Here is a 26,517-nt window from a genome sequence, read left to right as displayed (position 1 = left end):
GGCCGTGCCGATGCCTTTCCGTACCCTCACACCAGCGGAACCACGCTTGTTTCCCGCCATTCACGGCTCCGAAACACCCCGTCAAGTGTGACTTGCGCGACGTTGGAGTGCCCGGCCTGCACCTCCCGGCCGGACAGGCGTAGCCTTTATTTCCGCTGTCCATCACCTTGTGAAGCGGAAGAGGGCGGTTGCCGCCGTGTCGTCTCAGTCCCCCAGTACCCCGAGCTCCCCGACCGACCAAGACGGGCAGGGCCAGAACCCTGCGACCGCCTTCGGTGCCAATGAGTGGCTCGTCGACGAGATCTACCAGCAGTACCTCCAGGACCCGAATTCGGTCGATCGTGCCTGGTGGGACTTCTTCGCCGACTACAAGCCCGGAGCGTCGGAGACCCCGGCCGCCCCGGCGCCCGCTCAGAGCGCGCCCAGCGCGCCCGCCGAGCGGCGGACGGGCCCCGCACAGGCCGCGCCCGCCGCTCCGGCCTCCGTGCCCGCGCCCGCTCCGGCTCCCGCCGCACAGAAGCCGGCCGCGGCTCCCGCCGCCCCGGCCGCGGTGAAGGCGGCCCCCGCGGCCGCCAAGCCGGCCGCCGCCCAGGCCGCGCCGGCCGCCGCGAAGCCCGCCGCCAAGGCCGCTCCGGCGTCCGAGGCCCCGGCCGGTCCCGAGCTGATCACGCTGCGCGGCCCCGCCGCCGCGGTCGCGAAGAACATGAACGCCTCCCTGGAGGTGCCGACGGCCACGTCCGTCCGCGCCGTCCCGGTGAAGCTGCTCTTCGACAACCGGATCGTGATCAACAACCACCTGAAGCGCGCCCGGGGCGGGAAGATCTCCTTCACCCACCTCATCGGCTACGCGATGGTGCAGGCCATCAAGGCCATGCCGTCCATGAACCACTCCTTCGCGGAGAAGGACGGCAAGCCGACCCTGGTCAAGCCGGAGCACGTGAACTTCGGCCTCGCGATCGACCTGGTGAAGCCCAACGGCGACCGCCAGCTCGTCGTCGCGGGCATCAAGAAGGCCGAGACGCTCAACTTCTTCGAGTTCTGGCAGGCGTACGAGGACATCGTCAAGCGCGCCCGCGTGGGCAAGCTGACGATGGAGGACTTCTCCGGCGTCACCGTCTCCCTGACCAACCCCGGCGGCCTCGGCACGGTCCACTCCGTGCCGCGTCTGATGCCCGGTCAGTCGGTCATCATGGGCGTCGGCTCGATGGACTACCCGGCCGAGTTCCAGGGCACCTCCCAGGACACCCTGAACAAGCTGGGCATCTCCAAGGTCATGACCCTGACCTCGACGTACGACCACCGGGTCATCCAGGGCGCCGCCTCCGGCGAGTTCCTGCGGATCGTCTCGAACCTGCTCCTCGGCGAGGAGGGCTTCTACGACGAGATCTTCAAGGCCCTGCGCATCCCCTACGAGCCGGTCCGCTGGCTCCGCGACATCGACGCCTCCCACGACGACGACGTCACCAAGGCCGCGCGGGTCTTCGAGCTGATCCACTCCTACCGGGTCCGCGGCCACGTCATGGCCGACACCGACCCGCTGGAGTACAAGCAGCGCAAGCACCCCGACCTGGACATCACCGAGCACGGCCTCACCCTGTGGGACCTGGAGCGCGAGTTCGCGGTCGGCGGCTTCGCCGGCAAGTCGATGATGAAGCTCCGCGACATCCTCGGCGTGCTGCGCGACTCGTACTGCCGCACCACCGGCGTCGAGTTCATGCACATCCAGGACCCGAAGCAGCGCAAGTGGATCCAGGACCGCGTCGAGCGCCCGCACTCCCGCGTGGAGCGCGAGGAGCAGCTGCGGATCCTGCGCCGCCTGAACGCCGCCGAGGCCTTCGAGACCTTCCTCCAGACGAAGTACGTCGGCCAGAAGCGCTTCTCCCTGGAGGGCGGCGAGTCCGTCATCCCGCTGCTCGACGCGGTCATCGACTCGGCCGCCGAGTCGCGCCTCGACGAGGTCGTCATCGGCATGGCCCACCGCGGCCGGCTGAACGTCCTGGCGAACATCGTGGGCAAGTCGTACGCGCAGATCTTCCGCGAGTTCGAGGGCAACCTCGACCCGAAGTCGATGCACGGCTCCGGCGACGTCAAGTACCACCTGGGCGCCGAGGGCACCTTCACGGGCCTGGACGGCGAGCAGATCAAGGTCTCGCTCACCGCCAACCCCTCGCACCTGGAGGCGGTCGACCCGGTCCTGGAGGGCGTCGTCCGCGCCAAGCAGGACGTCATCAACAAGGGCGGCACGGACTTCACCGTCCTGCCCGTCGCCCTCCACGGCGACGCGGCCTTCGCCGGCCAGGGCGTCGTCGCCGAGACGCTGAACATGTCGCAGCTGCGGGGCTACCGCACCGGCGGCACGGTCCACATCGTCATCAACAACCAGGTCGGCTTCACCGCCGCCCCGGAGTCCTCGCGTTCCTCGATGTACGCGACCGACGTGGCCCGCATGATCGAGGCGCCGATCTTCCACGTGAACGGCGACGACCCGGAGGCCGTGGTCCGCGTCGCGCGGCTCGCCTTCGAGTTCCGCCAGACGTTCAACAAGGACGTCGTGATCGACCTCATCTGCTACCGCCGCCGCGGTCACAACGAGGGCGACAACCCCTCGTTCACCAACCCGCAGATGTACAACCTGATCGACAAGAAGCGTTCGGTGCGCAAGCTGTACACCGAGTCGCTCATCGGTCGCGGCGACATCACCCTGGAGGAGGCGGAGCAGTCGCTCCAGGACTTCCAGGGCCAGCTGGAGAAGGTGTTCGCGGAGGTCCGCGAGGCCACCACCGCCGCCTCGTCCTCGGTGCACGTCCCGGACGCCCAGGCCGAGTTCCCGGTCTCCGTCACCACCGCGGTCTCCCAGGAGGTCGTGAAGCGGATCGCCGAGTCCCAGGTCAACGTGCCGGACCGGATCACGGTCCACCCGCGCCTGCTCCCGCAGATGCAGCGCCGCGCCGCGTCCATCGACGACGGCACCATCGACTGGGGCTTCGGCGAGACCCTCGCCATCGGCTCCCTGCTGATGGAGGGCACCCCGGTCCGTCTCTCCGGCCAGGACTCCCGCCGCGGCACCTTCGGCCAGCGCCACGCGGTCCTGGTGGACCAGGAGACCGGCGAGGACTACACCCCGCTGCTCTACCTGACCGAGGACCAGGCCCACTACAACGTCTACGACTCGCTGCTCAGCGAGTACGCGGCGATGGGCTTCGAGTACGGCTACTCGCTGGCCCGCCCGGACGCCCTGGTCGTCTGGGAGGCCCAGTTCGGCGACTTCGTCAACGGCGCGCAGACCGTCGTCGACGAGTTCATCTCCTCCGCCGAGCAGAAGTGGGGCCAGACCTCCGGCGTCACGCTGCTCCTGCCGCACGGCTACGAGGGCCAGGGACCGGACCACTCGTCCGCGCGCCCGGAGCGCTTCCTCCAGATGTGCGCCCAGGACAACATGACGGTCGCCATGCCGACGCTGCCGTCGAACTACTTCCACCTCCTGCGCTGGCAGGTGCACAACCCGCACCACAAGCCGCTCATCGTCTTCACCCCGAAGTCGATGCTCCGCCTGAAGGCCGCGGCGTCCAAGGTGGAGGAGTTCACCACCGGCGGCTTCCGCCCGGTGATCGGCGACGGGACGGTCGACCCGGCCGACGTCCGCAAGGTCGTCTTCTGCGCGGGCAAGGTCTACTACGACCTGGAGGCCGAGCGTCAGAAGCGCGGCGTCACGGACACGGCGATCATCCGTCTGGAGCGCCTGTACCCGCTGCCGGGTGCCGAGCTCCAGGCCGAGATCGCCAAGTACCCGAACGCCGAGAAGTACCTGTGGGCCCAGGAGGAGCCGGCGAACCAGGGCGCCTGGCCGTTCATCGCGCTCAACCTGATCGACCACCTCGACCTGGCGGTCGGCGCGGACATCCCGGCGGGCGAGCGCCTGCGCCGGATCTCGCGTCCGCACTCCTCCTCCCCGGCGGTCGGCTCCGCCAAGCGCCACCAGGCGGAGCAGCAGCAGCTCGTCGACGAGGTCTTCGACGCCTGATCCGCACCGCTCGCGCGGAACGGACGGAGGCCCGGCACCCCCACGGGGTGCCGGGCCTCCGGCGTTCCCGGACCCGGGCGGGCGGCGGCGGGGAGGCGCGGGACACGGCCTATCCTGATCGCATGTACTTCACCGACCGTGGCATCGAGGAACTGGAGAAGCGGCGCGGCGAGGAGGAGGTCACCTTCGAGTGGCTCGCCGAGCAGCTGCGGACGTTCGTCGACCTCAACCCCGACTTCGAGGTGCCGGTCGAGCGCCTCGCGACCTGGCTGGCCCGTCTGGACGACGAGGACGAGGACGACGAGTAGGACGCCGCCGCGTCCCCGGACGCCGTGCGGTCACCGCTCCCTGAGCCGGTCGTAGGCGAGTCCGAGGGCCCCGTGGGCGACGAGCAGGGCCCCGGCCGCCGCCCAGCCGCCGCTGCGCCGTCCGGCGCCCCAGAGCAGCAGCGGCACCCCCGCCAGGAGCTGCGCCCCGCCCAGCGCGCGCGCCCGGGGGCCGCGCAGGTACGGGCCGAGGGGGCCGCCCTCCACCACGTCGAGCTCGGCGCGCACCGCGTCGCGCCGGCCGGGCCGTTCGAGCTGTTCGGCGCCCTGCGCGAGGGCGACGGAGCGGAGCCGGTCGGCGCGGTCGCCGGGGACGAGTCCGGTGGGCAGCGCGAGGCCGGCGCGGGCGAGGACCGCGACGATCCCGACGAGCCGGCTGTGGGCGTCGGCCTCCGGGTCGGGCGCGGTGAGGGATTCGAGGGCCTGCACGTCGAGGACGGGGTCGAGGGCGAGCCGGGCGGCGAAGGTCCGCATGGCCTCGTCCTCGCCGGCGGGGGTGCCGTCCGCGAGCCAGGTGTAGCCGACCGTGCGGCGGAAGCCGGCGGCCAGGGTGAGTCCGGCCCGGTCGCGGTCCCACCACAGGGCGACGACGGGCCAGGTGGCGGCCGGGACGGCGAGGGCGGTGGCCCAGCCGGTGACGACCCGCTCGACGGGCTCCCCGCCGTGCAGCCAGGGCTTCCCCTCCGGTACGAGGACGCTCCAGCCGGGTCCGGCGGGGGCGAGGAGCAGGTGCTCCCCGAGCAGCCGGGCCGGCGGCCGGACCGCCGGGGGATCGGCGCGGCAGAGCAGCAGCGCCCCGACGGGCTTCGGTCCGGATGTCGCGTTCATGCCCCTACGCTAGGTCAATTTGTCCGGGTAAGGGAGTGATTGAACCCCTCGTCTCAGGGAAGAGTCGGGGTTGACTTCGTTCAACCGCGATATATCGTGTTCATCGAGAGACGCGATATGTTGCGTTGCCGATACGGGAGGTCAGCACCATGACAGAGTGGTCCGTCGCCGAGCCGACGAAACTGGCGCCGGCCGACCCTGTGACGCGCCTGCGGATCCGCGTCGTCAACGGCACGGTGAACGTGGTGGGGACGGACGAGGACTCCGCCCGCGTGGAGGTCTCCGAGGTCGAGGGCCCGCCCCTGCTCGTGTCGCAGGACGGCTCCACCCTGACCGTGGGCTACGAGGACCTCCAGTGGAAGCACGTCCTCAAGCTGCTCGACCGCAAGGAGTACCGGCGCCGGGCCGTCGTCTCCGTCGCCGTCCCCGCGGGGGCCGACGTCGAGGTGGGCGTGGTCGGCGCCGAGGTCGTCGTCTCCGGCGTCCGGGGGCGTACGGAGGTGCGCGGCGTCAGCGGCGACACCACCCTCCTGGGGCTCTCCGGCCCGGTCCGCGCCGAGAGCGTCTCGGGAAGCCTGGAGGCCCAGTCGGTCACCGGCGCCCTGCGGGCCAACTCCATGACCGGGGACGTGACGGTGATCGAGGGCTCCGGCGGCTCCGTGCAGGCCGAGACGGTCAGCGGCGACATGGTCGTCGACCTCGACCCGGCCGGGCTCGACGGCCCGCCCGCCGACATCCGGCTCACCAGCGTCTCCGGCGAGGTCGCCATCCGGCTCCCGCACCCGGCCGACGCCCGGGTCGAGGCGAGCACCACCAGCGGCTCCGTGTCGAACGCCTTCGAGGACCTCCGGGTGGGGGGCCAGTGGGGCGCCAAGACCGTCAGCGGCACCCTCGGCGCGGGCCGGGGCACGCTCAGGGCCACCACCGTCTCCGGCTCCATCGCCCTGCTCCGCCGCCCCGAGGCGGACGAGGACACCGGCGCCGACCCCTCCTCCGCCCCCTCCGCGACCGGAAAGGTGCTCTGACATGCCGCCCGTCTTCGCCCACGGCCGCCTGCGCCTCTATCTGCTCAAACTGCTCGACGAGGCCCCGCGCCACGGCTACGAGGTGATCAGGCTCCTGGAGGAGCGCTTCCAGGGGCTCTACGCGCCCTCGGCCGGCACGGTCTACCCGCGCCTGGCCAAGCTGGAGGCCGAGGGGCTCGTCACCCACGCCAGCGAGGGGGGCCGGAAGGTGTACTCGATCACCGAGGCGGGCCGCGCCGAACTGGCCGGGCGCGGCACCGAACTGGACGACCTGGAGCGGGAGATCCGCGAGTCGGTGTCGGAGCTGGCGGCGGAGATACGCGACGACGTGCGCGGCGCGGCCGGCCGGGTCCGCAGCGAGATGCGCGCGGCGGCGGGCCGGACCCGCACGGCGGAGCCCTCCTCGTTCGCCGACGCCAAGGAGGAGCTGCGCCGGGTCGGGCAGGAGTGGAAGCAGCAGGCCCGCGAGGCCCGCGCGGAGGCCCGCTCGGCGCGCCGCCAGGCGAAGGAGTTCCAGCGGATCGCCCAGCAGGTCCAGGAGGAGGTCCAGGACCGCTTCTCGCGCGGTGACTGGCCCAAGGGGGTCTGGGAGGGGATCTCGGGCATCACGGCCCAGCTCGGGGACCTGGTGACGGGCACGACCCATCCGAAGGCCGCCGGCGCCGCCGACCGGGAGCCGCCGTTCGCGGCGGCCCCGGCCGACGAGACGCCGGAGTGGGCGCGGGACGTGGAGGGTTCGGGCGATCCGGCCCGCGACCTCGACCGGCTCCTCGACCGCTTCCGCGACGAGGTCCGGGACGCGGCCCGCGACCACGGGGTGACCCCGGAGCAGCTCGCCGAGACCCGCCGCCACCTCGCGACAGCGGCCCACCGCATCACGGGCCTGCTGCGCCCCGAGCGGAAGGCGTGAGCGAAGCGGCGGCGGGGCCCGGGGGCGTCAGCGGCGGGTGACCGTGACCGTCACCCGGGCGTCCGGGGCCGCGAGGACCCGGGCCCTGCCCCGGCCCTCGCGGAGGACGACGGCCGCGCCCCGGGCCGTCACCCGCCAGTCGCCGGGCGGCAGGGAGAGCTCGGTGACCCGGGAGCCCCGGCGCCCGGCGGCGTCGTACACGAGGCGGCAGACCCCGGTCGCGGGGTCGTGGGCGGCGGAGCGGACCCGGCCCGCGACCGCCTCCGCGTACGGCTCGGCGGTCAGCTCCTTGTTGGTGCGGAAGGCGCCGGTGCCGTCGACCGCGCAGTAGCCGCCGCCGTAGCACCACACGTAGCCCGCCCAGCCGGAGCCGTAGCGGCCGAGGGAGGACATCGCGTCGCGGTAGAAGCGGTTCATGTTCGGCAGGGAGTTGTTGAGCGGCCCCCACTCCCCCACGACCACGGGCACCTTGTAGCGCTCGGGGTAGAGGGTGACGGCCCGCTCGTAGTTCTCGATCCAGCCGGCGGCGGGGTCGTAGTCGGCGCCCGCCTCCATGCCGGTGTTGTAGAAGTGCGGGGCGTAGACGACCTTCGGGTCGTGGATCCGTCCGAGCCCGGTGGGCACGCCCTCGCCGACGACGGGAGTCGGCTCGACGAAGATCCAGGCGTCCCGGTCGACCGAGCGGACGGCGTCGGCGAGCCGGTTGTAGAGCGGGGTGAGCTGGTCCCGTTCGATGCGCCGGGCCGCCGTCGCCAGGTCCTCGCCCTCCCGGACCTCTCCCATCGGCTCGTTGATCAGGTCGTAGCCGAGGACGGCCGGATGGTCGTCGAAGCGGTCGGCGAGCACCCGCCACATGCGGGCCTGGGCGCGCCGCAGGTCCTCGTCCTCGTACAGATGGGTGAAGGCCCGCTGGACGGCGGGCTCGAAGTACTCGGAGAACCAGTCGTCGGGGCGCGGGGTGAAGGGCAGCCCGTCGGTCCTGGTCGCCCACTCGGGGATGCCCCGGTGGCCGAACGCGGGCCCGAAGACGTCCTGGTGGGCGTCGAGGAGGACCTTGACGTCGTGCTTCTCCGCCCAGTCCAGGATCCGTTCGATCTTCCGCAGGTAGTCCTGGCTGTACCGGCCGGGCCGGGGCTCCAGGTCGTCCCAGAAGACCAGGAGGCGGGCGAAGTTGAAGCCCTTGGCCCGCATGTCGCGGAAGTGCTTCTCGGTGACGGCGGAGAGGGCGGCGTCGCCGCGGTTCGCCTTGTCCTCGACGTTCCAGCCGCGCAGGGTGAGGGCGCGGCCGTGCTCGTCGGTGAGGACGGGGATGCGGTCGCCGGCCGTGCGTCCGGCTCTGTTCGCGGCTCCGTCTCCGGCTCCGTTCGCGGGCTCGGCGCGGGCGGCCGTGGGGGCGAGCAGCGCGGCGACGACGGCGCTCGCGAGAAGGGTGGTTCGCCAGGTGGTTCGCGGCATGGAGGACCTCCGGCACGACGGTGTGTTCGGGGTGCGCGTGCCGGAGATCCCATCAGCACTACTGACGAGTCATCAAGAGGCCGTCGGAAGATCCTCAGAAGGCAGGGCTTCAGGAGGCAGGGCTTCAGGAGGCGGTTCTTCGGGGGTGGGTCTTCAGGAGGTGGTCAGGACGACCTTTCCGAAGAGGTCGCCCGCGGCCATCTTCTCGAAGCCCTCCCGCGCCCGGTCGAGCGGCAGGACGTCGTCGATGACCGGGCGGACGCCGGTGGCCGCGCAGAAGGACAGCAGGTCCTCCAGCTCGTCCCTGGAGCCCATCGTGGAGCCGACGACCTTCAGCTCCAGGAAGAAGATCCGGGTCAGCTCGGCGTGCGAGGGACGGTCGCCGCTGGTGGCGCCCGAGATGACGAGCGTGCCGCCCGGCCGCAGCGACTTGACCGAGTGGGACCAGGTCGCGGCGCCGACGGTCTCGATGACCGCGTCCACCCGCTGCGGGAGCCGCGCCCCCGCCTCGTACGCCTCGACGGCGCCGAGCTCGACGGCACGCTTGCGCTTCTCCTCGTCGCGGCTGGTGGCGAAGACCCGCAGGCCGGCCGCCTTGCCGAGGGCGATCGCGGCGGTGGCCACGCCGCCGCCCGCGCCCTGCACGAGGACCGAGTCGCCGGGCCGCACCCCGGCGTTGGTGAAGAGCATGCGGTAGGCGGTCAGCCAGGCGGTGGGCAGGCAGGCGGCCTCCTCGAAGGAGAGCTCCTTCGGCTTGGGCAGCACGTTCCAGCGGGGCACGGTGACCCGCTCGGCGAAGGTGCCCTGGTAGCGCTCGGTGAGGATGGACCGGGGCTCGTCCGGGCCGACGCCGTGACCCGTCTGGCCGATCACGGAGTGCAGGACGACCTCGTTGCCGTCCTCGTCGATCCCGGCGGCGTCGCAGCCGAGGATCATCGGCAGCTTCTCCTCGGGCAGGCCCACCCCGCGCAGCGACCACAGGTCGTGGTGGTTGAGGGAGGCGGCCTTGACGGTGACGGTGGTCCATCCGGCCCGTGCCTCGGGTTCGGGGCGTTCGCCCAACTCAAGGCCGTTCAGCGGCTGGTCACGGTCGATTCGGGCGGCGTAGGCAGCGAACATGGCCCCGACCCTAGGGCGCGCGGGCGGGCGGGGGAACCACACCCCGGTGTGACCCGTGTCGCCCGGCGGCCCCGGGGCGCCGGAGGTGCCGCCCGAGACCCCGTGGCCGCCCCCGTACGGCCCGCCGGGAGGCCGGAACCCGCCCCGTACGAGCCCGGGAGCGGTCGTACCGGCGGGGAGGATCGTCCCGTACGCCGAAGGGCCCCGTCCCGGCGTACAGGACAGGGCCCTTCGGGCGTGCCGGAGGCGCGTCAGCGGCGGGCGACGCCCTCGGCGCGGGCGGCGGCGGCGACCGCGGCCGTGACGGCCGGGGCGACCCGCTCGTCGAACGGCGACGGGATCACGTAGTCGGCGGCGAGCTGGTCGCCGACCACGTCCGCGAGCGCGTTCGCCGCGGCGATCTTCATGCCCTCGGTGATCCGGGAGGCCCGGACCTGGAGCGCGCCGGCGAAGATGCCGGGGAACGCGAGGACGTTGTTGATCTGGTTCGGGTAGTCCGAACGGCCGGTCGCCACGACGGCCGCGTACTTGTGCGCGACGTCGGGGTGGACCTCGGGGTTCGGGTTGGCCATGGCGAACACGAAGGCGTTCGGGGCCATGGAGGCGACGGCCGCCTCGGGGACCGTGCCGCCGGAGACGCCGATGAAGACGTCGGCGCCGGCGAGGGCGTCCTCCAGGGAGCCGGTCAGGCCCGCCTTGTTGGTGATCTCCGCGAGCTCGCGCTTGACGTCCGTGAGGTCGCCGCGGTCACGGCTGACGATGCCCTTGCGGTCGGCGACGGCGACGTCGCCGAGGCCGGCCTCCAGGAGGAACTTCGCGATGGCGACACCGGCCGCGCCGGCGCCGGAGATGACCGCGCGCAGGTTGCCGAGGTTGCGGTCGGTCAGCTTCGCCGCGTTGCGCAGGGCCGCGAGGGTGACGATCGCGGTGCCGTGCTGGTCGTCGTGGAAGACCGGGATGTCGAGGCGCGCCTGGAGCCTGCGCTCGATCTCGAAGCACCGCGGGGCCGAGATGTCCTCCAGGTTCACGCCGCCGAAGGAGGGGGCGAGCCGGACGACGGTCTCGACGATCTCGTCGGTGTCGGTGGTGGCGAGGGCGATCGGGACCGCGTCCACGCCGCCGAACTGCTTGAAGAGGATGGCCTTCCCCTCCATGACCGGGAGGGAGGCCTCCGGGCCGATGTCGCCGAGGCCGAGCACCGCGGTGCCGTCGGTCACGACCGCGACGACCTGGGACTTCCAGGTGTAGTCGTTGACCAGCTCGGGCTGCTCGGCGATCGCCGTGCACACCTTGGCGACGCCGGGGGTGTACGCGAGGGACAGGTCGTCCTTGTCCCGGAGGGGAACGGTGGCCTGCACGGCCATCTTGCCGCCCCGGTGGAGGGCGAAGACAGGATCGAAGGGCTCCTCGGGAGCCTCCGTACCGCTGTCGTTGCGAGGGTTGACGATCTCCGCTGCCATTGGGTTGACCCCTTGAGTCTGTTTCATTTGAGGGTGGCCGCTCCCGGTTGAGGAGGGGTGGGGAGGCACCGCGGCCGCCTTGTCGGGCAGCCGCTCGGGCACGCCGCACAACGCGCCCTGAGCCCCGGATGAGGGGTGTAAGGATCCTTCTTACCGGACGGACGGCACCGCAGACGAGTCCATAACCGTTCGGTGACACGACTCATACCGAGAGCATCCGGGCACGTACGGGTAACGACACGTCACACGATGTCCGCATAGATGCCCAGGGCACCCGATTGGCGGCCTTGGTGTCGTCCGAATGGCGAGATCAACCGGATATTTTTCGGCGCAGTGGAAGGTATTCCGCAGAAGATCCGGCCCTGATGGAGCGGTCTGTCGTGATTCGGGGGTCACCCGTTACCCGATTTTGACATCCGTGGCCGTCGGTTTGAGGCAGTCCGAATGGCAAGATGCCGTAATCACACAAGGCCGCGACACTCGAAGATGCGTACGTGGCCACCTGGCATCTCCCTGATACGCCGGAGGAACCCGACCATGACCGCACGCTCCACGCGTTGTACGACCGCCGCCAAGACCCGCACGTCCCGTCTTGCCGCGGTCGCCGCCATCGCGGTCGCCGGCTCCATGCTGCTGACCGCCTGTGGCGACCAGACCGAGGGCGGCTCGTCCGGGGGCACCTCGCCCTCGGAGAAGCCCGCCTCCAGCGCCCCGCTCTTCTCGAAGCTCCCGGCCGACATCCAGAAGTCCGGCGTCATCAAGGTCGGCACGGACGCCTCGTACGCCCCGATGGAGTTCACCGAGGGCGGGAAGATCGTCGGCGTCGACCCCGACATCGCGCAGGCCCTGGGCAAGCAGCTCGGTGTGAGGCTGGAGTTCGTCTCGGGCACCTTCGACGGCCTGATCACCTCGATCTACAGCGGTCGCCAGGACCTGATCATGTCCTCGATGACGGACAACAAGAAGCGCCAGGAGGGCCTGGACGACAACGGGAAGAAGATCGGCAAGGGCATCGACTTCGTCGACTACTTCAGCTCCGGCGTCTCCCTCCTGGTCAAGAAGGGCAACCCGCAGGGCATCAACTCCCTCGACGACCTCTGCGGCAGGACCGTGGCCGTCCAGCGCGGCACGATCTACGAGGACACCTTCAAGGCGCAGGCCACCAAGTGCGGCGACAAGAAGCTGACCATCCAGGCCTTCGACACCGACGCCGAGGCTCAGACCCGCGTCAAGGCCGGCGGCGCGGTCGCCGACCTGAACGACTACCCGGTGGCCGCGTACATCGCGAAGACCTCGGGCGGCGGCAACGACTTCGAGGTCGTCGGCAGCCAGAGCGACGTCGGCCTCTTCGGCATCGGCGTCTCCAAGGACAAGCCCCAGCTGCGCGACGCCGTCAAGGAAGCGCTCGACGCCATCATCAAGGACGGCACCTACGCCGAGGCCCTGAAGAAGTGGGACGTCGAGGACAGCGCGGTCAAGTCGGCCACCGTCAACGCCGGCAAGTGACCTCGTCGCACCACTGAAGGGCAGTCGTCATGACTGACAAGATCCACAAGGACCCGGCCGCCGCTCCGGCCGGGTCCGGCCCCTCGGGCCCCTCCCCGTACGAGGCGATCAAGGCCGTCCCCGTGCGGCACTACGGCCGCTGGGTCAGCGCCGTGGTGGTCGTGGTCCTCCTCGGCTGGCTGGTCTATGCCTTCTCCCAGGGCAACGTCATCTGGGACACGGTGTGGGACAAGGTGTTCGACCCGTCGATCGTCAGCGGCCTGTGGAACACCATCATCATCAGCGTCGCCTCGATGGCGCTGGGCCTCGTCCTCGGCATCCTCTTCGCCGTGATGCGGCTCTCCAAGAACCCGGTCACCGGCGCGGTGGCCTGGCTCTACATCTGGTTCTTCCGCGGCACGCCGGTCTACGTGCAGCTGCTCGTCTGGTTCAACCTGTCGCTGATCTTCCAGTACATCGACCTCGGGCCGATCTACAAGAACGAGACCGTGGACGTCATGACGCCGTTCATGGTGGCCCTGCTCGGCCTCGGCCTGAACGAGGGCGCCTACATGGCGGAGATCGTCCGGGCCGGCATCCAGTCGGTCGACGAGGGCCAGACCGAGGCGGCGCACGCGCTCGGCATGTCCCAGACGAAGACCATGGGCCGGATCGTCCTGCCGCAGGCCATGCGGGTGATCGTGCCGCCGACGGGCAACGAGTTCATCAACATGCTGAAGACCTCGTCGCTGGTCTCGGCCGTGCAGTACACCGAACTCCTGCGGGCCTCGTCGAACATCGGCAGCACGGCCGGCGCCGTGATGGAGATGCTCTTCGTCGCCTCCATCTGGTACCTCGCGCTGACCAGCGTGTTCAGCGTCGGCCAGTACTACCTGGAGCGTCGCTTCTCCCGCGGTTCGACCCGCAACCTGCCGCCCACCCCCTGGCAGCGGATCAAGGCGAACCTGAGCACGTTCAAGCGCCCGGAGGTGTCCCGATGACCGGCGAGCCCATGGTCAAGGCAGAAGGCGTCCACAAGTCCTACGGCGCCGCCCACATCCTCCGGGGCATCGACCTGGAGGTCCGCAACGGCGAGGTCTTCTGCCTGGTCGGCCCGTCCGGCTCGGGCAAGTCGACCTTCCTGCGGTGCATCAACCACCTGGAGCGCATCGACGCCGGCCGGCTCTCGGTCGACGGGCAGCTGGTGGGCTACCGCCAGAAGGGCGACAAGCTCTACGAGCTGAAGGACAGCGAGGTCGCGCTCCAGCGCCGCGACATCGGCATGGTCTTCCAGCGCTTCAACCTCTTCCCGCACATGACGGCCCTGGCCAACGTCATGGAGGCGCCCGTCCAGGTGAAGGGCGACTCCAAGGCGGTGGCGCGCGAGCGCGCCGAGCGCCTGCTCGACCGGGTCGGCCTGCGGGACAAGATGGGGAACTACCCCTCGCAGCTCTCCGGCGGCCAGCAGCAGCGCGTGGCGATCGCCCGCGCGCTGGCGATGGAGCCGAAGCTGATGCTCTTCGACGAGCCCACCTCGGCGCTCGACCCGGAGCTGGTGGGCGACGTCCTCGACGTCATGCGGGACCTGGCCGAGTCGGGCATGACGATGGTCGTCGTCACGCACGAGATGGGCTTCGCCCGCGAGGTCGGCGACTCGCTGGTCTTCATGGACGGCGGCGTGGTGGTCGAGTCGGGCAACCCGCGCGACGTCCTGGGCAACCCGCAGCACGACCGGACGAAGGCGTTCCTGTCCAAGGTGCTGTAAGGCGCGCGCGAAGGGGCGGTACGGGATCTCCCGTACCGCCCCTTCGTCCGTCTCCGGCCCGGCTACTTCACCGCGAGGAGCAGGGTGTCGGAGGGCGAGGCCCAGACGGCCCGGGCCTCGCCGAAGCCGGCGGCGCGCAGGGTGTCGGCGTGCCAGCGCGGGGAGGGCATGTCGCCGTCGGCGTGCTCGCCGTAGATCTCGAAGCGGCGGGCGGTGGGCCCGGCGAGGACGGGGTCCTTCGCGGCGAGGGCCCACCAGTCGGCCCAGTCGAGGACCCCGGCGGCCTTCTCGCGGTCCATCCGGGCGTGCCGCAGGGCCCGCTCGCCGGCGTTGATGCGGGGGGTGGTCTCGTCGATCATGTGGTCGGCGTTCATGAAGACCCCGCCGTCCCGGACGAGCCCGGCGAGCTGCCCGTAGAGGGCGGCGAGGGGCTCGGCGTGGAGCCAGTGCAGGGCGGTGGCGGTGAGGACGGCGTCGTACGAGTCGTGCGGCAGGTCCGCGGTCCACGCGGGGTCCTTGAGGTCGGCGGTCACGAAGGCGACGCGCTCGTCCCCGGCGAAGTGGCCCTCGGCGATCGCGAGGAGGGCGGGGTCGAGGTCGACACCGGTACTGGTCGCCTCCGGGAACCTCTTGAGGAGCCGATCCGTGATACTTCCCGTACCGCACGCGAGGTCGAGGACGCGGGGCTTCGGCCCCACCAGCGCCTCGACCATGTCGAGCATCACGCGGAACCGCTCCTCGCGGTCCGGCATGTACCACTCCTGCTGACGGTCCCAGCTCTGCTGCCAGGCCGCCCAGTCGGTTCCGGTCATCGTCGTGCCCTCCCCACTTCGTAATACCCTCGAAGGGGAAACAGCCGTTACCCCTTCGACCGAGACACTAGCCCGCCGAAGTAAGGACTACAAGTGGAACTGGCCCATTACTCGGATTTCGCCGTGCGTCTGGTCAACACCGAGGAGCCGGCCCGCGGCAAGGACTCCCTCACCTCCGTCGAGGTGGTGCGGGACCTCTTCGGCTCGGCCTCCCAGATGGCCCGGCGGGTCACCGAGGCCGACGTGCCGCGCTTCCGCGCGATCCGGACCCGGCTGCGGGCGGTCTTCACGGCGGCCGACGAGGGCGACCACACGGGGGCCGTGGACCTCCTGAACTCCCTGCTCCTGGAGTTCCCGGTCAGCCCGCAGATCTCGGGCCACGACTTCCTCGACGAGGCGGGGCGGCCCAGGTGGCACATGCACCTCGCGGACCACTCCTCGAACGCGACCACGGGGTACGCGGCCATCTGCGCGATGGGGCTGGCCTTCCACCTGACCGAGTTCGGCGCGGACCGGCTGGGCCTGTGCCAGGCGCCGCCGTGCCGCAACGCCTACCTGGACACCTCCACCAACCGGTCCCGGCGCTACTGCTCGGACCGCTGCGCGACCCGCGCGAACGTGGCCGCCTACCGGGCCCGCAAGCGCCTGGAGGCGGAGCGCACGGACCGCACGGGCCTGACGCACGAGACGAGCCAGGAGAGCGCCACCCCGGCCGAGCGCTGACGCCCCGGCGTCACGGGCCGGTACCGCGCCCGCACCCGTCCGAGCACGAGTTCGGGCGGTACGGCCCCGAAGACCCGGCTGTCCCCCTCGGCGTCCGGGTTGTCGCCGAGCACCCACCAGCCGCCGTCGCGTCGCTCGATCAGACGCTTCACGACGAGCAGGTCCTGCTGGAGCGGATGGCGCAGCACGGCCACGCTCCCGGGCCGCAGCCGGCCGCCGTAGTGCACGAGCAGCCGGTCGCCGTGCAGCAGCGTGGGCACCATCGACACGCCCGTCACCTCGGCGATCCCGAACGGAGGACCGGCCTCCCCCGCCCGTTCCCGCCCCGACCCGCTCATCCGGCACCTCCAGATCCGCCCGCGCGCGGGCCCTCCGACCCGCTCGTCCACTCGTACACGAGTCCCATGGTGACCCTGGACTTTTGACCTAAGCCCCAGGGGGCGCCCGCGAAAACGCCCTTCTCACCGAGTAATGTCCCACCTGAGAAGACGATCACGAGGAAGGACGGCTCAATGCTCTCCCGCCTGTTTGCCCCCAAGGTGAAGGTCAGCGCCCACTGCGACCTCCCGTGCGGCGTGTACGACCCGGCCCAGGCCCGTATCGAGGCCGAGTCCGTCAAGGCTGTCCAGGAGAAGTACCAGGCCAACGAGGACCCGCACTTCCGGGCCCGCGCCACGGTCATCAAGGAGCAGCGCGCGGAGCTCGCCAAGCACCACGTCTCGGTGCTCTGGAGCGACTACTTCAAGGCCCCGCACTTCGAGAAGTACCCCGAGCTCAACCAGCTGGTCAACGACACCCTGAAGGCCCTCTCGGCCGCCAAGGCGTCGACGGACCCGAAGACGGGCGAGAAGGCGCTGGAGCTCATCGCCGAGATCGACCGGATCTTCTGGGAGACGAAGAAGGCCTGACCTTCTGTCCCCGCTCCGAAGGGGTACGACCGGTTTCCGGTCGTACCCCTTCGGGCGTTCCGGGGATCGGGTGGGAGAGCACGTTCTCCGTGGTGCCCCCCTCGGGCAGAGCCCGGAACCGGCCGCGCGGTCGGCGGTCGGCCTCCGCGGCGGGCCCGGACCCGTCTCCCGCGCCCGTCCCCCGGAACCGCGCTCACACCGGCGTCGGGCACGGCCCCACCGGCACTTCCGCCGCCGCCCCCTGGCCCCGTAACCACTCGCGGTACGGGGCCGCGCGCAGGGCCGCCTCGCGGTAGGCGGCGGCGAGTTCCGCGTAGAGGGTGTCCAGCGGGGCGCCCGGGCGTGCGTACAGGAGGAGGCGGACGGCCAGGGGGTCGCCGCGCAGCGGGCGGATGGCCATGTCCTCGCGCGGGCCCGAGGTCGGCTGGCAGGGGGCGACGGCCTCGCCGAGGGCGATGAGCGAGGCGGCCGTGTGGTAGTCGCCGTGCAGCAGCGGCGGGTCGATCCCGGCGGCGTGCAGGACCCTGCGCAGGCCGTCCCATTCGCCGTCGACGGTCGGGTCGACCATCCAGTGGTCGTCGGCGAGGTCGGTGAGGTCCACGACGGGCCGGGCGGCGGCCGGGTGGTCCCGGGCCATGGAGACGAACTGCGGTTCGCGGGCGACCAGGACCCGCCCCGTGAGCCCCTCGGGGACCCGTAACGGGCAGCCCTCCACCTCGTGCACGAAGGCCACGTCGAGCTGGCCGGCGGCGACCATGCGGAGCAGCGCGTGGGCGGAGACGTCCACCCGCAGGCCGACCTCGGTGCCGGGCAGCCGCTGGCGGAGGCGGCGGAGCCAGCCGGGGAGCGCACGGCTGGCGGTGGAGCCGACGCGGAGCCCCGACCCTTCGGCGCGGGCGGCCGCGGCCCGGGTCTCGGTGACGAGCGCGGCCATGTCGGCGACCAGGGGGCGGGCCCGGTTGAGCAGCGAGCGGCCGAGCGGGGTGGGGCGGCAGCCGGTGCGGCCGCGCGAGAAGAGTTCGGCGCCCAGGGAGTTCTCGATCCGGCGCAGCTGGGTGGTCAACGAGGGCTGACTCATGCCCAGTTGGCGCGCCGCCTTGTGCAGGCTGCCCGCGTCCGCGATGGCGCAGAGCGCGCGCAGATGTCTCACCTCCAGCTCCATGCCCCGAGGGTAGGGCGGCTCCCTGAGTCGCACCAGATACCCGGAACCCCTCAATCACCTTTCATTCAAAGGCGGTTGACCGGTCAGGGAGGGGTGATGCGGTGGGGCTATCGGGGGTTGGCATCATCCCCACGCGCCCCGGCTCCCTCCAGACTCTCCCCAACCCCACACAGGAGGAGCCCCCCATGCTTCGTTCCAAGGTCCTCACCTCCGCGCTGACCGCCGCCCTCGGCGTCGGTCTCGCCGCCTCCCTCGGTGCGTCGCCGGCCGCCGCCGCGCCCGACGACCGAGCCGTCGCCCCCGCCAACGCCACGGCGGCGTACGCGGGTTCGGCCGCGGAGGCCAAGGCCAACCAGGCCTTCTTCGACGCCGTCGTGAAGTCGGTCGCGAAGAAGCGCGCCGCCGCCCCCGGCGCGGCCGCCGTCACCGTCGTCTACAGCGCCTCCAACGCGCCGAGCTTCCGCACCCAGATCGCCCGCTCGACCCAGATATGGAACAGCTCGGTGGTGAACGTCCGGCTCGTCGAGGGCAGCAACCCCGACTTCCGCTACTACGAGGGGAACGACTCCCGCGGCTCGTACGCCAGCACCGACGGCCACGGCGGCGGCTACATCTTCCTCGACTACCGGCAGAACCAGCAGTACGACTCGACCCGGGTGACCGCCCACGAGACCGGGCACGTCCTCGGCCTCCCGGACCACTACAGCGGCCCGTGCAGCGAGCTGATGTCGGGCGGCGGCCCCGGCACGTCCTGCCGGAACGCCCAGCCGAACACGCAGGAGCGCGCCCGCGTCGACCAGCTGTGGCGCTACGGCCTCGCCTCGGCCTTCAAGAACTGACGCGGTAGGGGCAGGCAGTACGAGTACGGCGGCGGCGTCCCTCCCCGGGCGCCGCCGCCCTCGTCGCCGTTCCCGGGGCTCGCGGCCCGTCAGACCGGCTCGCGGCCCGTCAGGCCGACTCGTGGTCCGTCAGGCCGGCTCGCGGTCCGTCAGGCCGGCTGGAGGAGGCGGCGGCCGAAGTCCGCGCCGGGCGGCAGCTGGCGGCGGACCCGGTCGAGGGCCCCCTCGAAGTCGCCCCCCGCGACGCACGCCTCGAAGGCGGCGCCGCCGTAGTGCAGCGTGAGGCTGAGGTCGGGCCGTTCGCCGAGCGTCAGCAGACAGCTCAGCGTGGCCCGCTGGGAGGCGCCGTCCACGACGACGGGGAGCGGCAGGTCCCACTCCAGGACGCAGCCGGTGAGGGTCCGCCCGTCGGCGGCGGCGAGCGCGGCGAAGCTCTCGCCCGCGTACTCGGTGCCCCTGATCCGGACGGCGACGTGCCGCCCGTCGGCCGTGATGGCGATCGCTTCCGCGCCGCTGCGGTCCCGGTACCAGCCGGTCCAGACTTCTGTCGACTCCGATGACATGCGCGGACTGTAGCGGTACGAACGGCTCCGCCGCGCGTCCGGCCACCCCGTGGCCGGACTTCTCCCGATCTCGCCGTTCTTGCCGGTCACGTGCGGTGTCGCGGCTTCCGCGCCCGCGCGCTCCCGATGACCGCCGCCCGCGCGCGGCCGCACGGCCGCGCTACCGCTTCCTGGAGTACCGGCGGACCAGCACGCCGTTGTCGAAGGCGCTGACGTCGTCGAGCTCGAAGTCCCGGGGCTCGAAGCCGGCGCCGAACATCGGCATGCCGCTGCCGTACACCTGCGGGTAGGTCTTGATGATCAGTTCGTCGATCTCCTCGACGAGTTCACCGGCGACGGTGGAGCCGCCGCAGAGCCAGATGTCCAGCGGGCCGTCCTCGGCCTTGAGCGCGCGGACGCGGCCGACGAGGTCGCCGGAGATCAGTTCGACGTTCGGGTGGGGCGACTCGGCCAGGGAGCGGGTGGCGACGAGTTCGCGCAGGTGGCTGTAGGGGCTGGTGACGCCGATGTCCAGGGCGAGCCGGTACGACCCCATCCCCTGGACCACGGTGTCGAAACGCTCGTTGGGGCTGTCGACGCCGAGGGTCTCCCGGCCCTGGGTGGGGATCGTCTCGGGGTACGCGGCGTTCATCCAGCGGAGGTACTCCTCGTCCACGTACTTGTACATGGAGGTGGCGTCGCCCTCGGGGTCGCCTATGAAGCCGTCGATGGTGCAGGCGATGTAGTACGTGAGCTTGCGCAAACCGGTCCTCGTTCGCTCGGGGAAGTTCCGGAGGCGGACCCTGTCCGCGACCACGTCAGTCATAGTGCTCTGCCTGTAGTGGTTACGCAAGCCTTTTGGTCGGCCCTCACGCATCCGGTCCCGAGCACTCGGCTCCCGTGCGCTCGGCTCCCGTGCACTCGACTCCTGTGCGCTCGGCTCCCGTGCGCTCGGCTCCCGTGCGCTCGGCTCCCGTGCACTCGGCCGCGTGTTCCGTACGGGCGGGCGGAGCACCGCGCGGCGGGGTCCGGATCGTCCTCCGGGTGCGGCCGCTCCCGGCCCGGGCGGGCTCAGCGCGTGCGCCGGGTGACGAACTCCGCCAGGGCCAGCAAGTCCCCCGCGGCCACCAGGTCCGGAACCGCCCGCGCCAGGTGCTCGACGGCGCGGCCCATCCGCTCGGCCGCCTGGGCCTGCGCCCAGTCGCGTCCGCCGGCCCGCTCCACCGCGTCCGCCGCCGCCCTCACCCCCGCCGCGTCGAGGACCGGGCGGGAGTACAGCTCGGCCAGCTCCTCCCCCGCCGGGGTCCCGGAGGTGAGCGCCGCCACCACCGGCAGCGACTTCTTGCGGGCGGCCAGGTCGGCACCGGCCGGCTTGCCCGTGCGCTCCGGGTCGCCCCAGATGCCGATGAGGTCGTCGATGAGCTGGAAGGCGAGCCCCGCCTCCCGGCCGAAGGCGTCCATCGCCGCGACCTCCTCCTCGCCCGCTCCGGCGTAGAGCGCGCCGAGGGCGCAGGCGCAGCCGAGCAGCGCGCCGGTCTTGGCGGTGGCCATGGCCGCGCACTCGTCGAGGGAGACCTCGCGCGGGCCGCGCTGCTCCAAGGCGCAGTCCGCCTGCTGCCCCGCGCAGAGCTCGATGACGCAGGCGGCGAGGCGCGCGGAGGCCGCCGCCGAGGCGGGGTGCGGGTCCTCGGCCAGCAGCCGCAGGGCGAGCGCGCTCATCGCGTCGCCCGCTATCAGCGCGTCCGGGATGCCGAAGACCTTCCAGGCGGTGGGCCGGTGGCGCCGGGTCGGGTCCCCGTCGACGATGTCGTCGTGGAGCAGGGTGAAGTTGTGCGCGAGCTCCACCGCGGCGGCGGCCTTCACGGCCCGGGCCTCCTCGGCGCCGAGCGCGCGGGCCGCGGCGAGGACGAGGGCGGGCCGGATGGCCTTGCCCGCCTGCTCGGCGGCCGGGGAGCCGTCGGCGTGCTCCCAGCCGAAGTGGTACATCGCCACCCGGCGTATGGATCCGGGCAGGGTCTCGACGGTCGAGCGGAGCTGGGGCTGGACGGCCGTCCGCGTCCGGTCCAGGAGCGCCGCGGCCCCCTGGCCGTCGGTGACGGCATCCGCGCTGGTCATGGTCACGGTCACTTCCTTCGCGTCCTTCACGGCTGTCGTCCGCCGCGGCGGGCCGGGAGCGCCCGGGGGCGGGAGGGTCCGCTCCCCCGCCCCCGGGCGCCGCCGGTTCAGCGCCAGCGGCTGACCTCGACGTTCTCCAGGACGCCGAGCGCGTCCGGGACGAGGACCGCGGCCGAGTAGTAGGCGGTGACCAGGTAGGAGATGATCGCCTGCTCGTCGATGCCCATGAAGCGGACGGAGAGGCTGGGCTCGATCTCGTCGGGGATGCCGGTCTGGTGCAGGCCGATCACGCCCTGGTCGGCCTCGCCGGTGCGCATGCAGATGATCGAGGTGGTGCGGGCGTCCGAGACCGGGATCTTGTTGCACGGGTAGATCGGGACGCCGCGCCAGGTCGGGATGCGGTTGCCGTTGACGTCGATGGTCTCCGGGACCAGGCCGCGCTTGTTGAGCTCGCGGCCGAAGGCGGCGATGGCGCGCGGGTGGGCGAGGAACATCTTCGAGCCCCGGCGGCGGGAGAGGAGCTCGTCCATGTCGTCCGGGCCGGGAGCACCGTCGTGGGGCTGGATCCGCTGCTCGTAGTCGCAGTTGGAGAGGAGGCCGAACTCCTTGTTGTTGACGAGCTCGTACTCCTGGCGCTCGCGGAGCGCCTCGACCGTGAGCCGCAACTGCTGCTCGGTCTGGTTCATCGGCTGGTTGTAGAGGTCGGCGACGCGGCTGTGGACCTTCAGCACGGTCTGGGCGACGCTCAGCTCGTACTCGCGGGGCGAGGCGTCGTAGTCGACGTACGTGTGCGGCACGACGGCCTCGCCGACGTGGCCGGCGGAGAGGTCGATGGCGGCTTCGCCGTACTTGTTGGTGCGCTGCTCGGGCAGGGCGGCGACGGTCGCGAGGTGGGTGGCGAGCGAGTCGGCCCGGTCCGCGAGGTTCCGCACGTCGGCGCGGGTGAGCTCCAGGACCGTGCAGGCGGTGGCGGCCCGGGCGGTCCACTCCCAGGTGGCGTCCTCGCGGATCAGGGAGGACTCGCCGAGGTAGGCGCCGTCGGCGAGGACGCCGAGGACGGCCTCGTCGCCGTACGGCCCCTCGCCGATCTGCTCGATCCGGCCGTGGGCGAGGAGGTACACCCGGTCGGTGGGGGCGCCCGAGACGGCGATGGTCTCGCCCGCCGCGTACTCCCGCTGGGTGCAGCGGGACGCCAGCTCGGAGAGCGCCTCCTCGTCCTCGTAGCCGCGCAGGGCGGGGAGTTCGCCGAGTTCGGCGGGGATCACCGCGACGTGCTCGCCCGTCTGGACGAAGGTGACGCGCCCGTCCCCCACGGAGTAGCTGAGCCTCCGGTTCACCCGGTACGTGCCGCCCTGCACCTGAACCCACGGCAGCGCCCGCAGCAGCCACCGGGAGGTGATCTCCTGCATCTGCGGGGCCGACTTGGTGGTCGTGGCGAGGTTCCGCGCGGCGGCGGTGCCGAGACTCTGCTGCGGCGCCTGCTGCTCCGCGAGGACCTCGTCGCCAACCGAACCTACGGACATGGAACTCCCTCTCGTATGACTGAGTTGCGGGAGAAGCCTTTCAGTACGCACCGTGTCGGCGCCATTACACAATCGAGTGGGACTGTTCGAAGATCTTCGGGGCATGTCACCGGTTTTTCCCTCCGGACGGTGGAGTTCCGGCGGCCCCTCGGCCCCCGTGTCCGGATCGGCTCGCACACGGCCCGAACGGATGGCGGCGGAGCGGCGGACTCCGGTACTCCGGTAGGTCCACCCGTCCTCCGGAAGGAGTCGGCCATGGCTGCACCCATGTCCGCGAACAGGTTCCTCACCGCACTGCGCAACGAAGGCCTCACGGTCGTCCAGGTCGGCGACTGGTCCACCCACAACCGCAACCACAAGGGCCCCTGGGGCCCGGTGCACGGCGTGATGATCCACCACACCGTGACCCGGGGCACGGCCGGCACCGTCCGCATCTGCCGGGACGGCTACGCGGGCCTGCCGGGACCGCTCTGCCACGGCGTGATCGCCAAGGACGGCACGGTCCACCTCGTCGGCTACGGGCGCGCCAACCACGCCGGGCTCGGCGACGACGAGGTGCTCCGGGCGGTCATCGCCGAGCGGCGCCTGCCGCCGGACGACGAGGCCACCACGGACGGCAACCGGCACTTCTACGGCTTCGAGTGCGAGAACCTCGGGGACGGCGTGGACCCGTGGCCGAAGGTCCAGCTCGACGCCGTCGCGAAGGCGGCCGCGGCCGTGTGCCGGGTGCACGGCTGGACCCACCGGTCGGTCATCGGCCACCTGGAGTGGCAGCCGGGGAAGTCGGATCCGAGAGGCTTCACGATGGCCTCCATGCGGGAGCGGATCGCCGAGCGGATGCGGTAGGCCGCGCCGCCGCCCGCCCCGCCGTTCCGCGCCGCCGCCCGCCCCGCCGTTCCGCGCCGCCGCCCGCCCCGCCGTTCCGCGCCGCCGCCCGGGTCGCCGGTCCGTCCGCCGCCGTCCCCGCCCGGACCGGCGACACAATGGCCGGGTGAACGCGCTCGATCTCTCCCGGTTGCGTCCCCGGCTCCCCTCGCCCCTGGAACCGCTGGAGGACAAACGTTTCGTCCGGCGGGGCCTCACGCTGCTCCTGAAGCGTGAGGACCTCATCCACCCCGACCTGCCGGGCAACAAGTGGCGCAAGCTCGCGCTCAACCTGGAGGCGGCGGCCGGGCGGCCCGTGCTCACCTTCGGCGGTGCGTACTCCCACCACCTGCGGGCGACGGCGGCCGCCGGCCGGCTGCTCGGCTTCCCCACGGTCGGGGTGGTCCGGGGCGACGAGCTGGCCGGCCGGCCGCTCAACCCGTCCCTCGCGCGGTGCGCGGCGGACGGGATGCGCCTGGAGTTCGTGGACCGGACCACGTACCGCGCGAAGAACGACCCCGCCGTCCTCGCCGCGCTCCTGGAGCGCGCCCCCGCGGGCGCGTACGTGGTCCCGGAGGGCGGCAGCAACGCGCTCGCCGTGCGCGGCTGCGCGGAGCTGGGCCGGGAGCTCGCGGGGGCGGCGGACGCGGTGGCCGTCGCCTGCGGCACGGGCGGCACCCTGGCGGGCCTCGCGGCCGGTCTCGCCCCCGGGCAGCGGGCCCTCGGCTTCCCGGTCCTCAAGGGGGGCTTCCTGGGCGGGGAGGTCCGGGCCCTCCAGGAGGCGGCGTACGGGGGTCCGCGCGGCGACTGGTCCCTGGACGAGCGCTTCCACGGCGGGGGCTACGCGCGCGTGTCCCCGGCCCTGGAGGCGTTCACACGGGATTTCGAGGAACGGCATGAACTCGCCATCGAGCGACTGTATGTGGCCAAAATGCTGCACGGCCTGGTGACCCTGGCGGAGGAGGGCGCGTTCCCGCCGGGTGCCCGGATCGCGGCGGTGGTCACGGGCGCCCCGGACGGGGTTCAGCCGTCCGCCTCCTCGCGGTAGGCGGCCGCCTCCTCCAGGTCGAGGCGGCGGAGCAGGGTGCGCATCATCTCGTCGTCGATCCGGCGCTCGTCGCGGAGCCGCACGAAGACCTCCCGCTCGGCGTCGATCATCTCGCGCGAGAGGCGCCGGTAGGTGTCGTCGGCGGTCTCCCCCGTGACCTCGTTGACCGCTCCGAGCCGCTCCCAGACCGCGTTGCGGCGCCGGTCGAGGACGGTGCGCAGCCGGTCGGCGAGGGGCTGCGGCAGGGCGTTGCGGTCGTCCGCGAGGAGGGCGTCGAGGCGCTCCTCGGCGGCCCGCGAGGCCTCGCTCTGTGCCTGCGCCTCGGCCAGCGTCTCGGCGTACCGGTCGCGGCCGGGCAGCTTCAGGAGCCGGATGAGGGGCGGCAGGGTGAGGCCCTGCACCACCAGGGTGCCGATCACGGTGGTGAAGGTGAGGAAGAGGACGAGGTTGCGGGCCGGGAACTCCTCGCCGTCGGCGACCACGGGGATGGAGAAGGCGATGGCGAGCGAGACCACTCCGCGCATGCCGGCCCAGCCGACGACGAGCGGCGCCCGCCAGTCCACCCCCGGCTCCCGCTCCCGGACGCGGGCGGAGAGCCACCGGGGCAGGAAGGTCGCCGGGTAGACCCAGACGAAGCGGACGAGGACGACGGCGACGAAGACGCCGACCGCGTATCCGGCCGCCTCGCCGACGCCGTACCGGCCGAGCCCCTGGACGACGTACGGGAGTTGGAGGCCGATCAGGGCGAAGACGGCGGATTCCAGGACGAAGGCCACCATCTTCCAGACGGCCTCCTCCTGGAGCCGGGTCTCGAAGTCGACCTGCCAGGCGCGGTGGCCGAGGAAGAGGCCGACCACGACGACGGCGAGGACCCCGGAGGCGCCGACCTCCTCGGCGGCCGCGTAGGCGGTGAAGGGGATGAGGAGGGAGAGGGTGTTCTGGAGCAGGGAGTCCCGCACGTGGAGGCGGAGCCAGTGGATGGGGACCATGAGGACCAGGCCGACGCCGACGCCGCCGGCGGCCGCGAGCGCGAACTCCCCCGCGCCGCCCGCCCAGCCGATCCCCTCGCCGACGGCCGCCGCGAGGGCGACCTTGTAGGCGGTGATCGCGGTGGCGTCGTTCACCAGGGACTCGCCCTGGAGGATCGTGGTGATCCGGTTCGGCAGGCCCAGTTTGCGGGCGATGGCGGTGGCGGCGACCGCGTCCGGCGGGGCGATCACCGCGCCGAGCACGAGGGCGGCGGTGAGCGGCAGGTCGGGCACGAGGACGTACGCGAGCCAGCCGACGGCCACGGTGGCGAAGAGGACGTACCCGACGGAGAGCAGGGCGACCGGCCGGACGTTGGCGCGCAGGTCGAGGTAGGAGGACTCGACGGCGGCCGTGTAGAGCAGCGGGGGCAGGATCAGCGGCAGCACCACGTGCGGGTCGAGCGTGTAGTCGGGGACGCCCGGCACGTACGAGGCGGCGAGGCCGGCGGCGACCAGGAGCAGCGGGGCGGGCACCGGGGTCCGGCGGGCCGCCCCCGCGATCGCGGCGCTCGCCGCCACCAGCCCCACCAGTTGCAGTGCGTCCATCCCGTCCGCCCGC

The 26,517-nt window shown here is 72.2% G+C and carries 24 protein-coding genes; 12 read left to right on the top strand and 12 right to left on the bottom strand.

Annotated features, from left to right (window positions below; all coding sequences use genetic code 11):
- Window positions 1-196 precede the first annotated feature (196 nt).
- Window positions 197-4,021, top strand: coding sequence for a multifunctional oxoglutarate decarboxylase/oxoglutarate dehydrogenase thiamine pyrophosphate-binding subunit/dihydrolipoyllysine-residue succinyltransferase subunit (locus ACIQKA_RS13965; RefSeq protein WP_383156300.1), 3,825 nt, complete (start codon window positions 197-199; stop codon window positions 4,019-4,021).
- Between the two features lie 122 nt (window positions 4,022-4,143).
- Complete coding sequence (locus tag ACIQKA_RS13960) at window positions 4,144-4,329, top strand: DUF6104 family protein (protein ID WP_007266501.1); 186 nt, start codon at window positions 4,144-4,146, stop codon at window positions 4,327-4,329.
- Window positions 4,330-4,359: 30 nt separating this feature from the next.
- On the opposite strand, the gene ACIQKA_RS13955 is transcribed toward ACIQKA_RS13960, so the two are convergent.
- Window positions 4,360-5,175 carry a hypothetical protein gene (locus tag ACIQKA_RS13955; protein ID WP_402541019.1) on the bottom strand — a complete coding sequence of 272 codons (816 nt, stop codon included), beginning with the start codon at window positions 5,173-5,175 and terminating at the stop codon, window positions 4,360-4,362.
- 149 nt (window positions 5,176-5,324) lie between these two features.
- On the opposite strand from ACIQKA_RS13955, the gene ACIQKA_RS13950 reads away from it, so the two are divergent.
- Both ACIQKA_RS13950 and ACIQKA_RS13945 read left to right on the top strand, forming a co-directional pair.
- Window positions 5,325-6,200: a DUF4097 family beta strand repeat-containing protein gene (locus ACIQKA_RS13950; RefSeq protein WP_402541017.1), complete on the top strand. Its 876-nt coding sequence runs from the start codon at window positions 5,325-5,327 to the stop codon at window positions 6,198-6,200.
- A gap of 1 nt (window position 6,201) precedes the next feature.
- Window positions 6,202-7,110, top strand: a complete 909-nt coding sequence (locus tag ACIQKA_RS13945) for a PadR family transcriptional regulator (protein WP_383156292.1) — start codon at window positions 6,202-6,204, stop codon at window positions 7,108-7,110.
- A gap of 27 nt (window positions 7,111-7,137) precedes the next feature.
- Here ACIQKA_RS13945 and ACIQKA_RS13940 read toward each other — a convergent pair whose 3' ends face one another.
- The 3 genes from ACIQKA_RS13940 to ACIQKA_RS13930 all read right to left on the bottom strand — a co-directional run bounded on the left by ACIQKA_RS13940 (window position 7,138) and on the right by ACIQKA_RS13930 (window position 11,144).
- Window positions 7,138-8,565 carry a cellulase family glycosylhydrolase gene (locus ACIQKA_RS13940; protein WP_402541016.1) on the bottom strand — a complete coding sequence of 476 codons (1,428 nt, stop codon included), beginning with the start codon at window positions 8,563-8,565 and terminating at the stop codon, window positions 7,138-7,140.
- A 153-nt stretch (window positions 8,566-8,718) separates the two neighbouring features.
- Window positions 8,719-9,684, bottom strand: coding sequence for a zinc-binding dehydrogenase (locus tag ACIQKA_RS13935; protein WP_383434391.1), 966 nt, complete (start codon window positions 9,682-9,684; stop codon window positions 8,719-8,721).
- 251 nt (window positions 9,685-9,935) lie between these two features.
- Window positions 9,936-11,144, bottom strand: a complete 1,209-nt coding sequence (locus ACIQKA_RS13930) for an NADP-dependent malic enzyme (protein WP_383156286.1) — start codon at window positions 11,142-11,144, stop codon at window positions 9,936-9,938.
- A gap of 537 nt (window positions 11,145-11,681) precedes the next feature.
- On the opposite strand from ACIQKA_RS13930, the gene ACIQKA_RS13925 reads away from it, so the two are divergent.
- Genes ACIQKA_RS13925 through ACIQKA_RS13915 form a run of 3 tightly spaced genes read left to right on the top strand, consistent with a single transcriptional unit; the run spans window position 11,682 to window position 14,394 of the window.
- On the top strand, window positions 11,682-12,650 hold the full coding sequence (locus tag ACIQKA_RS13925; RefSeq protein ID WP_383156284.1) for an ABC transporter substrate-binding protein: 969 nt from the start codon (window positions 11,682-11,684) through the stop codon (window positions 12,648-12,650).
- A gap of 29 nt (window positions 12,651-12,679) precedes the next feature.
- Window positions 12,680-13,630, top strand: a complete 951-nt coding sequence (locus ACIQKA_RS13920) for an amino acid ABC transporter permease (RefSeq protein WP_383156281.1) — start codon at window positions 12,680-12,682, stop codon at window positions 13,628-13,630.
- Window positions 13,627-14,394, top strand: coding sequence for an amino acid ABC transporter ATP-binding protein (locus ACIQKA_RS13915; protein ID WP_383156279.1), 768 nt, complete (start codon window positions 13,627-13,629; stop codon window positions 14,392-14,394). The genes ACIQKA_RS13920 and ACIQKA_RS13915 overlap by 4 nt, the downstream gene beginning before the upstream one ends.
- Window positions 14,395-14,456: 62 nt before the next feature.
- Here the strand turns inward: ACIQKA_RS13915 and ACIQKA_RS13910 are convergent, their stop codons facing one another.
- Entirely contained in the window at window positions 14,457-15,206 is a 750-nt protein-coding gene (locus ACIQKA_RS13910) for a class I SAM-dependent methyltransferase (RefSeq protein WP_383156277.1), read from the bottom strand.
- Window positions 15,207-15,299: 93 nt separating this feature from the next.
- Between ACIQKA_RS13910 and ACIQKA_RS13905 the strand changes: the two genes are divergently transcribed.
- The gene (locus ACIQKA_RS13905; protein WP_402541013.1) at window positions 15,300-15,929 is read left to right on the top strand and encodes a CGNR zinc finger domain-containing protein; all 630 of its coding nucleotides are present in this window, start codon (window positions 15,300-15,302) and stop codon (window positions 15,927-15,929) included.
- Here the strand turns inward: ACIQKA_RS13905 and sodX are convergent.
- A complete protein-coding gene (gene sodX / locus ACIQKA_RS13900; protein WP_402541011.1) occupies window positions 15,833-16,267 on the bottom strand; it encodes a nickel-type superoxide dismutase maturation protease in 435 nt (144 codons plus the stop codon). The two genes, ACIQKA_RS13905 and sodX, sit on opposite strands and share 97 nt — an antisense overlap.
- Window positions 16,268-16,441: 174 nt before the next feature.
- On the opposite strand from sodX, the gene sodN reads away from it, so the two are divergent.
- Window positions 16,442-16,837: a superoxide dismutase, Ni gene (gene sodN / locus ACIQKA_RS13895; RefSeq protein WP_030207400.1), complete on the top strand. Its 396-nt coding sequence runs from the start codon at window positions 16,442-16,444 to the stop codon at window positions 16,835-16,837.
- Window positions 16,838-17,030: 193 nt separating this feature from the next.
- On the opposite strand, the gene ACIQKA_RS13890 is transcribed toward sodN, so the two are convergent.
- Complete coding sequence (locus ACIQKA_RS13890) at window positions 17,031-17,999, bottom strand: LysR family transcriptional regulator (RefSeq protein ID WP_383434388.1); 969 nt, start codon at window positions 17,997-17,999, stop codon at window positions 17,031-17,033.
- A gap of 185 nt (window positions 18,000-18,184) precedes the next feature.
- On the opposite strand from ACIQKA_RS13890, the gene snpA reads away from it, so the two are divergent.
- Window positions 18,185-18,838, top strand: a complete 654-nt coding sequence (gene snpA / locus ACIQKA_RS13885) for a snapalysin (protein WP_383156266.1) — start codon at window positions 18,185-18,187, stop codon at window positions 18,836-18,838.
- Between the two features lie 149 nt (window positions 18,839-18,987).
- On the opposite strand, the gene ACIQKA_RS13880 is transcribed toward snpA, so the two are convergent.
- The 4 genes from ACIQKA_RS13880 to ACIQKA_RS13865 form a co-directional block, all read right to left on the bottom strand.
- Complete coding sequence (locus tag ACIQKA_RS13880; protein ID WP_383156264.1) at window positions 18,988-19,401, bottom strand: DUF6304 family protein; 414 nt, start codon at window positions 19,399-19,401, stop codon at window positions 18,988-18,990.
- Window positions 19,402-19,561: 160 nt separating this feature from the next.
- Window positions 19,562-20,143 (bottom strand): dihydrofolate reductase family protein, encoded by a 582-nt coding sequence (locus tag ACIQKA_RS13875; RefSeq protein WP_402541009.1) that lies wholly within the window; start codon window positions 20,141-20,143, stop codon window positions 19,562-19,564.
- A gap of 308 nt (window positions 20,144-20,451) precedes the next feature.
- Window positions 20,452-21,495: a family 2 encapsulin nanocompartment cargo protein polyprenyl transferase gene (locus ACIQKA_RS13870; RefSeq protein ID WP_383156305.1), complete on the bottom strand. Its 1,044-nt coding sequence runs from the start codon at window positions 21,493-21,495 to the stop codon at window positions 20,452-20,454.
- 107 nt (window positions 21,496-21,602) lie between these two features.
- Window positions 21,603-23,018, bottom strand: a complete 1,416-nt coding sequence (locus ACIQKA_RS13865) for a family 2B encapsulin nanocompartment shell protein (protein WP_383156259.1) — start codon at window positions 23,016-23,018, stop codon at window positions 21,603-21,605.
- A 255-nt stretch (window positions 23,019-23,273) separates the two neighbouring features.
- On the opposite strand from ACIQKA_RS13865, the gene ACIQKA_RS13860 reads away from it, so the two are divergent.
- Both ACIQKA_RS13860 and ACIQKA_RS13855 read left to right on the top strand, forming a co-directional pair.
- Window positions 23,274-23,864 (top strand): N-acetylmuramoyl-L-alanine amidase, encoded by a 591-nt coding sequence (locus ACIQKA_RS13860; protein WP_383156257.1) that lies wholly within the window; start codon window positions 23,274-23,276, stop codon window positions 23,862-23,864.
- A gap of 145 nt (window positions 23,865-24,009) precedes the next feature.
- On the top strand, window positions 24,010-24,930 hold the full coding sequence (locus tag ACIQKA_RS13855; RefSeq protein WP_383434383.1) for a 1-aminocyclopropane-1-carboxylate deaminase/D-cysteine desulfhydrase: 921 nt from the start codon (window positions 24,010-24,012) through the stop codon (window positions 24,928-24,930).
- On the opposite strand, the gene ACIQKA_RS13850 is transcribed toward ACIQKA_RS13855, so the two are convergent.
- The gene (locus ACIQKA_RS13850; protein WP_383156252.1) at window positions 24,906-26,504 is read right to left on the bottom strand and encodes a Na+/H+ antiporter; all 1,599 of its coding nucleotides are present in this window, start codon (window positions 26,502-26,504) and stop codon (window positions 24,906-24,908) included. The two genes, ACIQKA_RS13855 and ACIQKA_RS13850, sit on opposite strands and share 25 nt — an antisense overlap.
- Window positions 26,505-26,517 lie beyond the last annotated feature (13 nt).

It is taken from the genome of Streptomyces sp. NPDC092045, from assembly GCF_044756005.1.
Classification (GTDB): domain Bacteria; phylum Actinomycetota; class Actinomycetes; order Streptomycetales; family Streptomycetaceae; genus Streptomyces.
Note: the sequence above shows the minus strand (reverse complement) of the source record. Positions and strands in the feature narration are given on the sequence as shown.

Excerpts from the sequence above, each read along its gene's own strand:
- ACIQKA_RS13960 (WP_007266501.1), top strand. The coding sequence starts at position 4,144 with ATGTACTTCACCGACCGTGGCATCGAGGAACTGGAGAAGCGGCGCGGC.
- ACIQKA_RS13955 (WP_402541019.1), bottom strand. The coding sequence starts at position 5,175 with ATGAACGCGACATCCGGACCGAAGCCCGTCGGGGCGCTGCTGCTCTGC.
- ACIQKA_RS13950 (WP_402541017.1), top strand. The coding sequence starts at position 5,325 with ATGACAGAGTGGTCCGTCGCCGAGCCGACGAAACTGGCGCCGGCCGAC.
- ACIQKA_RS13945 (WP_383156292.1), top strand. The coding sequence starts at position 6,202 with ATGCCGCCCGTCTTCGCCCACGGCCGCCTGCGCCTCTATCTGCTCAAA.
- ACIQKA_RS13940 (WP_402541016.1), bottom strand. The coding sequence starts at position 8,565 with ATGCCGCGAACCACCTGGCGAACCACCCTTCTCGCGAGCGCCGTCGTC.
- ACIQKA_RS13935 (WP_383434391.1), bottom strand. The coding sequence starts at position 9,684 with ATGTTCGCTGCCTACGCCGCCCGAATCGACCGTGACCAGCCGCTGAAC.
- ACIQKA_RS13930 (WP_383156286.1), bottom strand. The coding sequence starts at position 11,144 with ATGGCAGCGGAGATCGTCAACCCTCGCAACGACAGCGGTACGGAGGCT.
- ACIQKA_RS13925 (WP_383156284.1), top strand. The coding sequence starts at position 11,682 with ATGACCGCACGCTCCACGCGTTGTACGACCGCCGCCAAGACCCGCACG.
- ACIQKA_RS13920 (WP_383156281.1), top strand. The coding sequence starts at position 12,680 with ATGACTGACAAGATCCACAAGGACCCGGCCGCCGCTCCGGCCGGGTCC.
- ACIQKA_RS13915 (WP_383156279.1), top strand. The coding sequence starts at position 13,627 with ATGACCGGCGAGCCCATGGTCAAGGCAGAAGGCGTCCACAAGTCCTAC.
- ACIQKA_RS13910 (WP_383156277.1), bottom strand. The coding sequence starts at position 15,206 with ATGACCGGAACCGACTGGGCGGCCTGGCAGCAGAGCTGGGACCGTCAG.
- sodX (WP_402541011.1), bottom strand. The coding sequence starts at position 16,267 with ATGAGCGGGTCGGGGCGGGAACGGGCGGGGGAGGCCGGTCCTCCGTTC.
- sodN (WP_030207400.1), top strand. The coding sequence starts at position 16,442 with ATGCTCTCCCGCCTGTTTGCCCCCAAGGTGAAGGTCAGCGCCCACTGC.
- ACIQKA_RS13890 (WP_383434388.1), bottom strand. The coding sequence starts at position 17,999 with ATGGAGCTGGAGGTGAGACATCTGCGCGCGCTCTGCGCCATCGCGGAC.
- snpA (WP_383156266.1), top strand. The coding sequence starts at position 18,185 with ATGCTTCGTTCCAAGGTCCTCACCTCCGCGCTGACCGCCGCCCTCGGC.
- ACIQKA_RS13880 (WP_383156264.1), bottom strand. The coding sequence starts at position 19,401 with ATGTCATCGGAGTCGACAGAAGTCTGGACCGGCTGGTACCGGGACCGC.
- ACIQKA_RS13870 (WP_383156305.1), bottom strand. The coding sequence starts at position 21,495 with ATGACCAGCGCGGATGCCGTCACCGACGGCCAGGGGGCCGCGGCGCTC.
- ACIQKA_RS13865 (WP_383156259.1), bottom strand. The coding sequence starts at position 23,018 with ATGTCCGTAGGTTCGGTTGGCGACGAGGTCCTCGCGGAGCAGCAGGCG.
- ACIQKA_RS13860 (WP_383156257.1), top strand. The coding sequence starts at position 23,274 with ATGGCTGCACCCATGTCCGCGAACAGGTTCCTCACCGCACTGCGCAAC.
- ACIQKA_RS13850 (WP_383156252.1), bottom strand. The coding sequence starts at position 26,504 with ATGGACGCACTGCAACTGGTGGGGCTGGTGGCGGCGAGCGCCGCGATC.